The organism is Flavobacterium sp. N2270, assembly GCF_025947225.1.
Classification (GTDB): Bacteria; Bacteroidota; Bacteroidia; order Flavobacteriales; family Flavobacteriaceae; genus Flavobacterium.
The window spans coordinates 2,360,260-2,374,474 of record NZ_CP110005.1 but is presented as its reverse complement, the minus strand read 5'-3'; the positions used below and the strand labels follow the sequence as shown (position 1 = coordinate 2,374,474).

Here is a 14,215-nt window from a genome sequence, read left to right as displayed (position 1 = left end):
ACAAATGTTTAATGTAAAGTTGCTAATTTATCTACGCTCCAAGCTTCAGGTTTATCGCTAAATAAAGCTTTGGTAAAACTCCAAACACCTTTAAATAATTCAGAATTTCTGTAGTTTTCCAAATGGTCTTCAGTTTCCCAATAACTGTAAGTAAAAAAAGTTCTTTTATCGTTTTTGTCTTGATATAATTCTAAAAATAAATTTCCATCAAAACCTCTAATCTTATCTTTAACTTCTTCAAAATTCTCTAAAAAAGCAGCAATGTTTTCTTCGTGAAAACGCAATTTAACAATTCGTACAAACATTTTATTTAAATTCTATTGTTACTACATCTCTGAAATTAAGACCTAAAAGAGTAGAAGCACAACCAACAGTTTTTGGGTTACTTTTATAAACAGCGATTTCTAATAAATTATTTTCATTAAATAAGGCAAGTTTTTCTCCTTCAAAATCTTTTAGTGTGTATTTATCAGTAGTATTAAAATCAGAAAAATTATTTTTAATAGTACTTATTTTTTTGTTGTTGAATTTTATTTCAAAAGGTCTATTTCTATTCACTTCTTGAAACATTTTTTTAGAAATATTGGTAACACAATTACCAAAATGATCAATATAAACGATATTTCCTTTAATTATGGTTAAATCGTCTGAAACAATTGCAACTAAATCGTTTACTTTTTTGAGTTCGTTAATTTCTTTACCAATAACGTTTAACAATCCACCACGCGCTATATGACAAGCAACTGCAACAAATACATCCATATCGGTAGCATCTTTATTCAATCGGTCGTGAATATTAATGGCAACCATTTTTTGGGCTACTTTTTTTTGCGTAAGAGTACTTAAAATTCCATTATCTGCACAAATAAAATAATGATCATCCCATTGTATAGCAATATGTTGGGTTTCATTTGTACGCTCACTATCTACACCAATAATGTGTATAGTTCCTTTTGGAAAACTATCATAAGCAGCTGCTATACAATAACTAGCTTCTAAAGTATTGAATAAATCAATATTATGAGAAATATCAATAATTTTAGCTTCGTTATAACCAGAAATCAATTTTCCTTTTAAAGCACCTACAAAGTGGTCTTTTAATCCAAAATCAGTAGTTAAAGTAATTATTGACATTTTTTTGTTTATAACTTATTCTAAAATCAAAAATAGTTTTGCTTAAATTTGAATAGCATCATTTATAGTTTTTTATAAGATAAATAATATTTCAAATTATAGATACAAAGCTAATGTATTTTCAGCACAAGAAAAATAATTAAAATAAAAAGCCTTTGAACGAAAGAATTATTGAATTAACAGACATTACTCCAAAAGAATTTTGGGGTGCTCAAGATGTTAATCTTGAGGCGATTAAAAAATATTATCCAAAATTAAAAATTGTTGCAAGAGGAACAATTTTAAAAGCTTATGGAGAAGCAGAAATTCTAGATGAATTTGAAACTCGTTTTAGAAGATTAATGCAGCATTTCTCTCGTTATAATCGAATTGATGATAATGTTATTTTAAGAGTTTTGGAAAGTAATGCTCAAGAAACTCAACACATGAACAATAGCGATAAAATTCTTGTTCATGGTATTGGTGGAAAACTCATTAAAGCGATGACTCCTAATCAGCAAAAATTAGTTGATTTAGTAATGAAAAACGATATGGTTTTTGCTATTGGTCCAGCGGGAACAGGAAAAACCTATACTGGAGTTGCTATGGCGGTTAAAGCTTTAAAAGAAAAGCAAGTTAAACGTATTATTTTAACTCGTCCTGCTGTTGAAGCGGGTGAAAATTTAGGTTTTCTTCCTGGAGATATGAAAGAAAAACTTGATCCATATATGCAACCTTTATATGATGCTTTGCGCGACATGTTACCTCCAAATACCTTAGATGACTATATTATGAAAGGTATTATTCAAATTGCTCCTTTAGCTTTTATGCGTGGAAGAACTTTAGATAATGCATTTGTAATTTTAGATGAAGCTCAAAACACTACGCATAATCAAATGAAGATGTTTTTGACTCGAATGGGGAAAAACGCAAAGTTTATGGTTACTGGAGATCCTGGTCAGGTTGATTTACCGCGTAGAACAATTTCGGGTTTAAAAGAAGCTATTTTAGTTTTAAAAGATATTGAAGGAATTGGAATTATATTTTTAGATGATAAAGATATTGTACGTCATAAATTAGTCAAGAAAGTTATTGATGCTTATAAAAGTATTGAAAACCATGACTAAAAATAAATAAGGAGCCTATTAAAGCTCCTTATTTATTTTATAATATTTTGTTATTTAATGATTATTAAACTTTATTTGTAAACTAAAATAAACACAATTGAAAAACGTACTTATTACTGGAGCTTCTGGCGGACTTGGGAAATTAACTACAAAGCATTTTGCTGATAACGGCTGGAATGTTATTGCAACTATGATAAGCTTAGACTTAGCGGAAGATTTACAAGGATATCCTAACGTTAAATGCTATAAACTTGATGTTACTTCTACCGAAAATATTGAAGAAGCCAAAGCTCAAATTTTAAACGATTTCAAAACTATTGATGTTGTGATAAATAACGCAGGTTTAGGCTATAGAAGTTTTGTAGAACTTTCTGAAGATTCTAAAATCAATACAATTGTTAATGTTAATTGGCTAGGCGTTGTAAAAGTTTGCAGGGCTTTTATTCCAGTTTTTAGAGAGCAAAATTACGGTCAGTTTATAAATATTACATCAATAGCTGGTTTAGTAAATTTACCATTGGGTAATTTTTACCATTCTACAAAACAAGCGGTTGAAAGTTTTTCAGAATGCATGTCTTATGAATTATTAGATTTTAATGTAAGTGTAAGTACGGTTCAATTTGGAAATGCTCCAACAGATTTTCAAAATAATGTTACCAAATGTGAAGATTCAGCAATTCCATCTTATAATAAAATGATGAATTCTATCAATAATATTCTGAACAAGAAAACGAGTAAAAATAAAAATCTAACAACAACAATTGTAAATAAGTTATTTTCTATTGCCAATAACCCATCTAAAAATTTTAAAAAATATACAATTGGTTTTGATGCAAATTTCATGAAATATTTTAGAGGAATTACAGGTTACCGTTTGTTTAACTTTATAATTAGAAAGAAAGTTCTTTAAAAAAAGAAATATTTATTTTTAAAAAAGACGTTTAATTTACTAAACGTCTTTTTTATTTATAATACAATAAAAATATTTATTTAGTAAGAATAATAGTGTTATAAATATTTATATACAAATAAATATTTAAAAATTTAACAAATAATTTGTAAAAAATATAACTTTTGTATTATTTGCTAAAATGTTTTTATATCTTTAACTTATAATAATTCAAAACTTAACTATGAACTCAAAAATCTACCATTATGAAAAAAATTTACTTATCACTAACTGTGGCATTATGCTTCTGTACGACTAACGCTCAAGTGGGTATTGGAACAACAAACCCACAAGCTTTTTTAGATTTAAACTCAAACACACAAGGTGTTTTAATTTCTAAAGTAGCATTAACTTCAAGAAATATAGAATTACCAGTTGTAAATCCTCAAGGAGGTGGAGTGGTAGAAGGAACTTTAGTTTACAATACATCCACAAGTGGAGTAGCTCCGTTAAATGTTTCCCCAGGATTTTATTTTTGGGATGGAACATTTTGGGTTGCAATGGATGGTTTAGGAGGGAGAGATTGGTCTCTTCTTGGAAATTCAGGCACCAACCCTGTAATAAATTTCTTAGGTACAACCGATAATACAAACTTAATCTTTAGAACAAATAATTTGCAAAGAGCAGTAGTACGTTCTGATGGGAATGTTGCTATAAATTCGCCAGGTGATGCTTGGACAAAATTATATGTTAATACAACTGGAGCTTTTAATGATGCTTTAAGAGGGAGAAATGATGACACTGTAGGAAATGCACTTTGGGCAACAAATATTAATGATGGCGGAACATCTGTTTTAGGAGGTTCTGGTGCAGGAGGTAGTATTTACCCTAGTACTGGTGCAGGAGTTGCGGGTTCTGGTCCTTATGTAGGAGTTTATGGAACAAATGGTTACGGTTCTCCTTCTAATACGAGCCATTATTCTAATTCAGGAGGCGGATTTTCATTAGATTCAGATAATAATACTGCTACACTTAATAATAGTGCTTTTGCAAAAATTGCAGGAATTGATAATATTTCACCAGACGGTTCTTTAGCTTCAAGAAGAAGTCTATATGGTGGGTATTTTAATGCTGGAGTTGGAGCAGGTCAGGCTTATGCCTATGTGGGAATAAAATACAATGCAAATGCTGCCGGAGGAGGAGGAACTAATTATAAAATTATTGGTAACGGTACAAATTCAACCATGATTATAGATGAAGATAATAAACCAAGAGTTTTATTTTCTCCTGAAGCACCAGAAATTTTATTTGAAGATTACGGAACTTCTCAATTAGTAAATGGAGAAGTTTATGTAACAATCGATCCAGTTCTTAAAAAAGCTTTGTATGTTGATGAAAAACATCCACTTAAAGTGTTTATTCAGCTAGAAGGAGATTGTGCTGGAGTATTTGTAACAGACAAATCTGTAGACGGATTTAAAGTTAAAGAATTAGCAAGAGGGACTTCTAATGTTAAATTTTCATGGCATATTGTTGCAAATAGAGCAGATGATAAAGACAGTTTAGGGAATGTTACTTCTGAGCATGTTGGTTTACGTTTACCTTATGGGCCAATACCAATTAAAGAGACACAAATGTCAAATAAAAAATTCAAAACAAATGAAAGTATATCAATGAATTAAAAATGAAAAAATATATTACTTAAAGTCCGTTTATTCTATAAAAATAAACGGATTTTTTATTTATAAATATTTTTGAAGATAGGAAGAAAGAATCTACATTTGCAATACACAACAACACAAATACTTAATGAATACAATTACTACTACCAATTTCAATTTTCCTGGGCAAAAATCAGTTTATCACGGAAAAGTAAGAGAAGTTTACAACATCAATGATGATTTATTGGTTATGGTTGCTACAGATAGGCTTTCTGCTTTTGACGTAGTGATGCCAAAAGGAATTCCTTACAAAGGTCAAATTCTAAATCAAATTGCAACAAAATTTATGGAATTAACCCAAGATATTGTTCCGAATTGGTTAATAGCAACGCCAGATCCAAGTGTTGCTGTTGGACATTTATGTGAACCATTTAAAGTTGAAATGGTAATTCGAGGATATTTAGCAGGTCACGCTGCAAGAGAATATGCATTAGGTAAAAGATTACTTTGTGGTGTAAATTTACCTCAAGGTTTAAAAGAAAATGATAAATTTCCAACTCCAATAATTACTCCTTCAACAAAAGCAGATAATGGCGAACATGATGAAGATATTTCTCGAGATGATATTTTAACTAAAGGAATTGTAAGTGAAGAAGACTATTTAGTTTTAGAAAAATACACAAGAGCATTGTACCAAAGAGGAACTGAAATTGCTGCATCAAGAGGATTAATTTTGGTTGATACCAAATATGAATTTGGAAAAACAAAAGACGGTAAGATTGTTTTAATAGATGAAATTCATACACCTGACTCTTCTCGTTACTTTTATGCAGATGGTTATCAAGAACGACAAGATAGAGGTGAAGCTCAAAAACAATTGTCTAAAGAATTTGTCCGTCAATGGTTAATTTCTAATGGTTTTCAAGGTAAAGAAGGACAACAAATTCCAGATATGACAGAAGAATATATTGCTTCTGTTTCTGACCGATATATTGAACTTTATGAAAACATTCTAGGAGAAAAATTCATAAAAGCTGATATCTCAAACATTAATGAACGAATTGAAAAAAACGTTTTAGCATATTTAAATAAATAAAAAAAAGGCTCAATTTAAATTGAGCCTTTTTTAATCAAACAAACTAAACCAATATTTGCTGTTTTTTTTAAAAAGCGTATTTATTCTCGCTTATTAATTTTGCAGCAATTTTTTCACGTAAGCCAATTACATTTGGCATATTCGTATATTTTGTAAAACGTTTAAGTCCCATTAACATCATACGTTGTTCATCACCTTCTGCAAAAGATACGATTCCTTCTTTTCCTTTTTGGTTAACAATATCAACTGCATGATATAAGTATAATTGTGCCATTGCAATTTGCTCTTGTACTTTATCAGCACCTTCTTTTTTAGCTAATTTTTCAGTTCTAAGTATAGTACTTTCAGCCATGTATATTTCAATTAAAATGTCTGAAGCTGCCATTAATAATTGTTGATGCGCTTCTAATTCAGCACCATATTTTTGAACAGCTGCACCAGCAACCATTAAAAATACTTTTTTCAATTTAGCAATCATTTCTTTTTCTTCAGCAAATAGTTCAGAATAATCAGGAACATCAAACGATGGTATTCCCATTAATTCTTCACCCACAGCCATAGCTGGCCCTAATAAATCTACATGACCTTTCATCGCTTTTTTAACTAACATTCCTACAGATAACATTCTGTTGATTTCGTTAGTACCTTCATAAATTCTTGCAATACGAGCATCTCTCCAAGCACTTTCCATTGGTGCATCTTCAGAGAATCCCATTCCACCAAAAATTTGAATTCCTTCATCTGTACATGATTGTACATCCTCAGAAACTGCAACTTTTAAGATAGAACATTCAATTGCAAACTCTTCAACACCTTTTAGTTCAGCTTCTTGATGTGTATTTCCTTCTTGAATTCTTAAATTAATTCTTGTTTCAATATCATGAGCAGCTCTGTAAGTTGCACTTTCTCCAGCATAAGAATTGGTAGCCATTTCTGCTAATTTTGCTTGGATTGCCCCAAAGCTTGAAATAGGTGTTTTAAATTGAATTCTTTCGTTAGAGTAATTTACAGCTGTAGAAATAGTTCTACGTTGTGCTTCTAAACAAGCAGCAGCTAATTTAATACGTCCTACATTTAAAGCATTCATTGCAATTTTAAATCCTTCACCACGACCAGCTAGCATATTTTCTACAGGAACTTTTGTTTCGTTGAAGAAAACCTGACGAGTTGAAGAAGAACGAATACCTAATTTGTGTTCTTCGTCTCCTAATGAAATTCCGTTTGAAGGATCATTTTCTACGATGAAACCTGTAATGTTTTTATCATCACCAATTCTAGCAAAAACGATAAATACTTGACAGAAACCTGCGTTTGAAATCCACATTTTTCCACCTGTAATACTGTAATATTTTCCATCTTCAGATAAAACAGCTTTTGTTTTTCCAGAATTTGCATCTGAACCTGCACCTGGCTCTGTTAAACAGTAAGCACCAAACCATTCACCTGAAGCTAATTTTGGTACATATTTTTGTTTTTGTTCTTCTGTTCCATATAAAGTAATTGGCATAGTTCCAATTCCAGTATGAGCACCAAAAGCCGTTGAAAATGAACCAGTTGCTCCAGAAATATAATCACAAACTAAAACGGTGTTAGTAAATCCCATTCCCATTCCACCATAAGCTTCAGGAACCGCTATACTTAAGTAACCTAAGTCACCCGCTTTTTTCATTACTTCTTCTGTAAGTGCGTAATCTTTCTTTTCAAAACGCTCTTTGTTAGGCCAAAGTTCTTTGTCTACGAATTCGATAACCGAATCACGCATCATAATTTGCTCTTCTGAAAAATCTTCTGGTGTGAAAATATCTTCACATTTTGTTTCTTTTACTAGGAATTGACCTCCTCTGATAATATCGCTCATTTTTTTGATTTTTAAGATGATAGATAATAGACGAATAGATGATAGACGTAACTATTAATTATCATTAAATTATTTATTTAAAGTGTTTTGAAATGACATTGTTGCTTTTTGAAATTCTTCAATTTTGTTTTCAATGTTATTTGTTTGCTCAATTGTTATGTATTTTCTATGATTTGCTAATATAATCTGTGTTTGTAATTCAAAAGATGATCCTAAAGAGATATCTAAAAAATGACTAAATGATTTATCTGTTCTACTAGAACCTTCAGCTATATTTGAAGGCATAGATATACAACATCTATCCATTTGACTTTTTAAACCATATTTTTCAGAAACAGGAAAAGTATCTGTTATGTCTAAAACTACCTTAGATAAATCAATTCCCATTTGCCAAATTTTTAGCTTCTTGAAATTATGTCGTTTAAATTCACTCATTCTAAAGTCTATTATCTCTTCGTCTATTATCTTTTAATCTCTATTTCAAAAATTCATAAATACCTGCTGTACCTTGTCCGGTTCCAACACACATTGTTACCATTCCGTATTTTGCATTTCCACGCTTACGCATTTCATCAAATAATTGAACTGATAATTTTGCACCTGTACAACCAAGAGGGTGACCTAACGCAATTGCCCCACCATTTACGTTTACGATATCAGGATTTAAACCTAATTCACGAATAACGGCTAATGATTGAGAAGCGAAAGCTTCGTTTAATTCAAATAAATCAATATCTGATTGTTTTAAACCTGCTTGTTTTAGGGCTTTTGGAATCGCTTTTACGGGTCCAATACCCATTATTCTTGGCTCAACACCTGCAGATGCAAAGTTTACTAAACGTGCAATTGGTTCAAGATTTAATTCTTTTACCATTTCTTCACTCATTACCAATACAAATGCTGCTCCATCACTCATTTGAGATGAGTTTCCAGCAGTTACACTTCCATCAGCAGCAAATACTGGACGTAATTTTGCTAAAGCTTCAACTGAAGTACCTGCTCTTGGACCTTCATCTTTATTTACTACGTATGAACGCGTTTCTTTTTTACCGTTTTCATTCACGAAAGTTTCGTTTACAGTAATAGGAACAATTTGATCATCAAATCTACCTTCAGCTTGAGCTTTTAAAGCTTTCATATGCGATTTAAAGGCAAATTCATCCTGATCTTCACGAGAAACTTTGAACTGATTTGCAACTGCTTCAGCTGTCAATCCCATTCCCCAATAATAATCTTCATGACCTGCATTAGCCACTTTATAATCAGGAGTTGGTTTGTAACCTCCCATTGGAATATAACTCATGCTTTCTGCACCACCAGCGATGATACAATCTGCCATTCCTGATTGAATTTTAGCTGTTGCCATTCCAATAGTTTCAATTCCTGATGCGCAATATCTATTTACTGTAACACCTGGTACATCTTCGACTTTTAATCCCATTAAGGAAATTAAACGACCAACGTTTAAACCTTGTTCTGCTTCTGGCATTGCATTACCAACCATAACATCATCAATACGAGTTTTGTCGAAGTTTGGTAATTCTGCCATCATGTATTCAATTGTTTCAGCAGCCAATTCATCAGGTCTTTTGAAACGAAAAACTCCTTTTGGTGCTTTACCAACTGCAGTTCTATATGCTTTTACTATATATGCTGTTTTCATAATTTCTTAGTTTCTTAACGGTTTCCCTTTAGTTAACATGTGTTGGATTCTTTCCAAAGATTTTCTTTCACCTGTAAGTGATAAAAATGCTTCTCTTTCTAAATCTAATAAATACTGTTCTGTTACTAGAGTAGGTTCTGATAAATCCCCACCAGCCATTACATACGCTAATTTGTTTGCAATTTTCTTATCGTGCTCCGAAATATACTTTCCTGCTTCCATACTATCAGTTCCAACCAAGAACATACCTAAAGCTTGTTTTCCAAGTACTTTAATATCTTTTCTACGTGGAGCTTGCGTATAACCTTGTTCTGCCATTTGTAACGCTACTTGTTTAGCAGTTGCAATTTGACGGTCTTTGTTAACAACAACGATATCTCTACCTTTTTGTAAAACGCCAGTATCAAAACCTTCGTAAGCAGATGTTGCCACTTTCGCCATACCAACAGTTAAGAAATATTCTTGTAAAACATTTAATTCAACATCGTTTTTACGGAAAAGGTCAGAAGCTCTTAATGCCATTTCTTTAGAACCACCACCACCAGGAATTACACCAACTCCAAATTCTACTAAACCAATATAGGTTTCAGCAGCAGCAACAGCTCTATCAGCGTGCATTGTAAGTTCACAACCACCACCAAGAGTCATTCCATGAGGAGCAGCAATAACAGGAATTGCAGAATAACGACAACGCATCATCGTATCTTGAAACATTTTGATAGCCATGTTTAATTCGTCATATTCTTGCTCAACAGCCATCATAAAAATCATTCCTAAATTAGCTCCAACAGAGAAATTTGTTCCTTGATTTCCAATAACTAAACCATTATAATCTTTTTCAGCAATATCTATGGCTTTGTTTATTCCTTGTAAAACACCAGCACCAATAGAATTCATTTTTGAAGTAAATTCTAAATTGATAATTCCATCCCCTAAATCGGTAATGATTGAATCGCTGTTGTTCCATACTTTTTTATTATCGCGAATGTTATTCAAAATAATGAATGCATCTTGACCAGGAATTTTTTCTACTTTTTTATTGGTAATAGAGTAGAAGTGAGTAGCACCATCTTTTACAGAGTAAAAAGAAGTAGTTCCAGAGGCAACCATATCATTAACCCAAGCAGCTGGGGTATAACCTTCCGCCTTCATTAATTCAATTCCTTTTTCAACACCAATGGCATCCCAAATTTCGAAAGGACCATTTTCCCAACCGAAACCGGCTTTCATAGCATCGTCAATTTTGTAAAAATCTTCTGTAATTTCAGGAATACGGTTTGAACAATATTGGAACATTGAAGCAAAGTTTTTTCGGTAGAATTCACCTGCTTTGTCTTTTCCTTTGACTAAAACTTTGAATCTGTCAATTGGTTTGTCAATTGTTTTTGTTAATTCTAAAGTAGCAAAAGATGCTTTTTTACTGGCTCTATATTCTAAAGTATCTAAATCTAAAGCTAATATTTCTTTACCTTCCTTTTTATAGAAACCTTGACCCGATTTACTTCCAAGCCATTGGTTTTCCATCATTGTGTTAACAAAAGCAGGTAATTTGAATAATTCATGCGATTCGTCGTTTGGACAATTTTCATAAATTCCGTTTGCAACGTGAACTAAAGTATCTAAACCAACAACATCAACTGTTCTGAAAGTCGCTGATTTTGGGCGACCAATAACTGGACCTGTTAATTTATCTACTTCTTCAACCGTTAATCCCATTTCTTTTACTTGATGAAATAAACTTTGGATTCCGAAGATTCCGATTCTATTTCCAATAAAAGCTGGAGTATCTTTAGCTACAACTGAAGTTTTTCCTAAGAATTTTTCACCATAACTATTTAAGAAATCCAATACTTCTGTTGAAGATTGTGGACCAGGAATAATTTCGAATAATTTTAAGTAACGAGCAGGATTGAAGAAATGCGTTCCACAAAAGTGTTTTTGGAAATCTTCGCTTCTTCCTTCGCTCATAAACTGAATAGGAATTCCAGAAGTGTTTGAAGTGATTAATGTACCAGGCTTTCTGTATTTTTCAACTTGTTCGAAAACTAGTTTTTTGATATCAAGTCTTTCAACAACTACTTCAATAATCCAATCTACACCGGCAATTTTTGCCATATCATCTGTTGTGTTACCTGTAGTAATTCTATTGGCAAAACTTGGATGATAAATTGGAGATGGTTTAGATTTTAACGCGTTAGTCAAATGATCGTTTACTAAACGATTCCTAACTGCTTTACTTTCTAAAGTTAACCCTTTCTTTTCTTCTACAGCCGTTAATTCTCTAGGAACAATATCTAGTAAAAGTACTTCTACACCAATATTTGCGAAATGACAAGCAATTCCACTTCCCATAATTCCTGAACCAATAACAGCAACTTTTTTAATATTACGTTTCATCTGTTAATTTAATTTTGATTATCTCGATTATATCGAGGCTATTTTGTTTTGTTTTTTTAAATTATCTGGGTCTATATAAATTTTCTTATCAGCAATTAATTCATTAATTATATCCGAAACTTCTAGGAAGTTCTGAAGTTGTTCTTCGGTTACATGCTGTTTTATTGTTTCATTAAATTTTAAAACTGTTGTCTTAGAAAGTTCCCTTTTATCTAGACCTTCTTCAGTTAAGTGGATTAAAACACCACGACCATCATTAGGATTTTTCTTTCTTGTAATTAAACCTCTTTCCTCCATAGATTTTAGAGTCCTAGTAAGACTAGTAGCTTCCATCCCCATTTTTGGACCTAATGAAGTTGAAGGAGTTCCTTTTTCTCTATCTATACTTAATAATGCAAAACCTGTTGCCATTGTAGCGCCATACTTTGAAGCTTCTTCATTGTACATTCTTGCTACTGCCTGCCAAGTTGCTCTTAATATATAATCTATTGTTTTGTCTTTCATAAATTGTAACTTAAAATCAAAGATAAAAAAAAATACTATGCGCGCATAGTATTTTTGAAAATTTTTTATAAAAAATTTAAATAAAATAAAAACACCTTATCTATATAATAGGTAAGGTGTTAAAAAATGATTAGCTATAAATTTTATTATATAAATCTTTATACATTTCTTTTATAATTTTTCTCTTTAATTTCATGGTTGGAGTAAGATGGCCAGCATCTATTGACCAGATATCTGGAGTAAGTTCGAAACGTTTAATTTTTTCCCAATTTCCAAATTTCTCGTTTGCATCATTTATTTCTTCTTGAATACGATTAATTAATTCGGAGTTTTGAATTATTTCTTCATTAGTTGTTCCAATATTTATTTTTTTACGAGTTGCCCAATCTTTTATAAAATCGAAATTAGGTTGTATAAAAGCTGCAGGCATTTTTTCACCTTCACCAATTACCATAATTTGTTCAATAAATCTTGATTGTTTAAATGTGTTTTCTAAAATTTGAGGAGCAACATATTTACCACCAGAAGTTTTAAACATTTCTTTTTTACGGTCAGTAATTTTTAAGAATCCATCTGAATCTATTTCTCCTATATCTCCAGTATGGAAATAATTATTTTTTAAAACTTCATTTGTTTGTGTTTCATCTTTATAATAGCCTTTCATTACATTTGGTCCTTTACAAAGAATTTCACCATCTTCAGCAATTTTAACTTCCACTCCTTCAATTACTTTGCCAACAGTTCCAACTCTAAATCCACCATTTCTCATGTCGTTAACAGAGATTACTGGTGAAGTTTCGGTTAAACCATAACCTTCCATTACAGGAATGTTTGCAGCACAAAATACTTTTGATAATCTTGTTTGTAAAGCAGCACTTCCACAAACTAGTAATTCTAATTCTCCCCCTAAACCTTCTTGCCACTTAGAGAAAATTAATTTACGAGCAATTTTAAGTTGGAATTCATACCATGCTCCGTTTTCACCATAGGGTTTATAATTCATTCCTAAATCTAATGCCCAGAAGAATAATCTTTTCTTAATACCTGTTAAATCTGCTCCTTTAGCATAAATTTTGTCGTACACTTTTTCAAGTAATCTTGGTACAACAGACATTACATGTGGATGAACCTCTTTTAAATTGTCGCTAATTTTTTCAATACTTTCAGCAAAATATATTGAAATACCATAATATTGGTACAAATAAGTTAGCATTCTTTCAAAAATGTGACAAATGGGTAAGAAACTTAAGGCTCTAGTATCACCAGGTCTTAAAGGAACTCTTTTTGCACTCATTAAAACATCACTAACAATATTTTCATGAGTTAACATAACACCTTTTGGTCTTCCTGTTGTTCCTGAGGTATAAATTATTGTTGCTAAATCTGTTGTTACAATTGCATCTTTTCTAGCTTCAACTTGGTCTTGATTATCTTTGTTTTCTCCTAGATTAAGAATTTCATTCCAGTTTTTACATCCTTCAATTTCATCAAAAGAATATATTTCTTTTAAACCAGGAACGTTTGCTTTAATTTCTTTAATTTTATTATAAACTTCAATATCAGAAATGAAACAGTAACTTGATTCGGAATGATTTAAAATATATTCATAATCTTCACTTGAAATTGTTGGATATATTGGAACATTTTGAGCACCAGTTTGTAAGATTCCTACATCACAAATATGCCATTCTGTTCTATTATTTGATGAAATAACAGCAATTTTATCGTTTTTATTAACTCCTAAATTTAGCAATCCTCTTGAAATTGTATTGGCTTTATCTAGATATTCTTTTGTTGATGTTTTTATCCAATCGTTACCGTATTTAGTAACTAAAGCATCAGATAAATTATATTTTTCCAATTGATGATATGGAAAATCAAATAAGCGAGTAATATTGTTCATAATT

The 14,215-nt window shown here is 31.4% G+C and carries 12 protein-coding genes; 4 read left to right on the top strand and 8 right to left on the bottom strand.

Going from position 1 to position 14,215, the window contains the following annotated elements:
• Positions 1 to 8: 8 nt before the first annotated feature.
• Positions 9 to 305: a putative quinol monooxygenase gene (locus OLM55_RS11145; RefSeq protein ID WP_264558981.1), complete on the bottom strand. Its 297-nt coding sequence runs from the start codon at positions 303 to 305 to the stop codon at positions 9 to 11.
• A gap of 1 nt (position 306) precedes the next feature.
• Positions 307 to 1,134, bottom strand: a complete 828-nt coding sequence (locus OLM55_RS11140; protein ID WP_264558980.1) for an S-adenosyl-l-methionine hydroxide adenosyltransferase family protein — start codon at positions 1,132 to 1,134, stop codon at positions 307 to 309.
• A 155-nt stretch (positions 1,135 to 1,289) separates the two neighbouring features.
• Here OLM55_RS11140 and OLM55_RS11135 point away from each other — a divergent pair, with 155 nt between their 5' ends.
• The 4 genes from OLM55_RS11135 to OLM55_RS11120 all read left to right on the top strand — a co-directional run bounded on the left by OLM55_RS11135 (position 1,290) and on the right by OLM55_RS11120 (position 5,886).
• Positions 1,290 to 2,240 carry a PhoH family protein gene (locus OLM55_RS11135; RefSeq protein WP_264558979.1) on the top strand — a complete coding sequence of 317 codons (951 nt, stop codon included), beginning with the start codon at positions 1,290 to 1,292 and terminating at the stop codon, positions 2,238 to 2,240.
• Positions 2,241 to 2,337: 97 nt separating this feature from the next.
• A complete protein-coding gene (locus tag OLM55_RS11130; protein ID WP_264558978.1) occupies positions 2,338 to 3,150 on the top strand; it encodes an SDR family oxidoreductase in 813 nt (270 codons plus the stop codon).
• 245 nt (positions 3,151 to 3,395) lie between these two features.
• A complete protein-coding gene (locus OLM55_RS11125; protein WP_264558977.1) occupies positions 3,396 to 4,811 on the top strand; it encodes a hypothetical protein in 1,416 nt (471 codons plus the stop codon).
• A gap of 127 nt (positions 4,812 to 4,938) precedes the next feature.
• Positions 4,939 to 5,886, top strand: a complete 948-nt coding sequence (locus tag OLM55_RS11120; RefSeq protein WP_264558976.1) for a phosphoribosylaminoimidazolesuccinocarboxamide synthase — start codon at positions 4,939 to 4,941, stop codon at positions 5,884 to 5,886.
• 67 nt (positions 5,887 to 5,953) lie between these two features.
• Here the strand turns inward: OLM55_RS11120 and OLM55_RS11115 are convergent, their stop codons facing one another.
• The 6 genes from OLM55_RS11115 to OLM55_RS11090 form a co-directional block, all read right to left on the bottom strand.
• Positions 5,954 to 7,744 carry an acyl-CoA dehydrogenase family protein gene (locus OLM55_RS11115; RefSeq protein ID WP_264558975.1) on the bottom strand — a complete coding sequence of 597 codons (1,791 nt, stop codon included), beginning with the start codon at positions 7,742 to 7,744 and terminating at the stop codon, positions 5,954 to 5,956.
• A gap of 69 nt (positions 7,745 to 7,813) precedes the next feature.
• The gene (locus tag OLM55_RS11110; protein WP_264558974.1) at positions 7,814 to 8,179 is read right to left on the bottom strand and encodes a four helix bundle protein; all 366 of its coding nucleotides are present in this window, start codon (positions 8,177 to 8,179) and stop codon (positions 7,814 to 7,816) included.
• A gap of 40 nt (positions 8,180 to 8,219) precedes the next feature.
• The gene (locus OLM55_RS11105; RefSeq protein WP_264558973.1) at positions 8,220 to 9,407 is read right to left on the bottom strand and encodes an acetyl-CoA C-acyltransferase; all 1,188 of its coding nucleotides are present in this window, start codon (positions 9,405 to 9,407) and stop codon (positions 8,220 to 8,222) included.
• 6 nt (positions 9,408 to 9,413) lie between these two features.
• Entirely contained in the window at positions 9,414 to 11,804 is a 2,391-nt protein-coding gene (locus OLM55_RS11100; RefSeq protein WP_264558972.1) for a 3-hydroxyacyl-CoA dehydrogenase/enoyl-CoA hydratase family protein, read from the bottom strand.
• A gap of 27 nt (positions 11,805 to 11,831) precedes the next feature.
• A complete protein-coding gene (locus OLM55_RS11095; RefSeq protein ID WP_264558971.1) occupies positions 11,832 to 12,308 on the bottom strand; it encodes a MarR family winged helix-turn-helix transcriptional regulator in 477 nt (158 codons plus the stop codon).
• A gap of 130 nt (positions 12,309 to 12,438) precedes the next feature.
• Complete coding sequence (locus OLM55_RS11090; protein WP_264558970.1) at positions 12,439 to 14,211, bottom strand: AMP-dependent synthetase/ligase; 1,773 nt, start codon at positions 14,209 to 14,211, stop codon at positions 12,439 to 12,441.
• Between the last annotated feature and the right edge of the window lie 4 nt (positions 14,212 to 14,215).

Coding starts and splice junctions, on each gene's coding strand:
- OLM55_RS11120 (WP_264558976.1), top strand. CDS start 4,939: ATGAATACAATTACTACTACCAATTTCAATTTTCCTGGGCAAAAATCA.
- OLM55_RS11115 (WP_264558975.1), bottom strand. CDS start 7,744: ATGAGCGATATTATCAGAGGAGGTCAATTCCTAGTAAAAGAAACAAAA.
- OLM55_RS11105 (WP_264558973.1), bottom strand. CDS start 9,407: ATGAAAACAGCATATATAGTAAAAGCATATAGAACTGCAGTTGGTAAA.
- OLM55_RS11140 (WP_264558980.1), bottom strand. CDS start 1,134: ATGTCAATAATTACTTTAACTACTGATTTTGGATTAAAAGACCACTTT.
- OLM55_RS11145 (WP_264558981.1), bottom strand. CDS start 305: ATGTTTGTACGAATTGTTAAATTGCGTTTTCACGAAGAAAACATTGCT.
- OLM55_RS11100 (WP_264558972.1), bottom strand. CDS start 11,804: ATGAAACGTAATATTAAAAAAGTTGCTGTTATTGGTTCAGGAATTATG.
- OLM55_RS11095 (WP_264558971.1), bottom strand. CDS start 12,308: ATGAAAGACAAAACAATAGATTATATATTAAGAGCAACTTGGCAGGCA.
- OLM55_RS11125 (WP_264558977.1), top strand. CDS start 3,396: ATGAAAAAAATTTACTTATCACTAACTGTGGCATTATGCTTCTGTACG.
- OLM55_RS11090 (WP_264558970.1), bottom strand. CDS start 14,211: ATGAACAATATTACTCGCTTATTTGATTTTCCATATCATCAATTGGAA.
- OLM55_RS11110 (WP_264558974.1), bottom strand. CDS start 8,179: ATGAGTGAATTTAAACGACATAATTTCAAGAAGCTAAAAATTTGGCAA.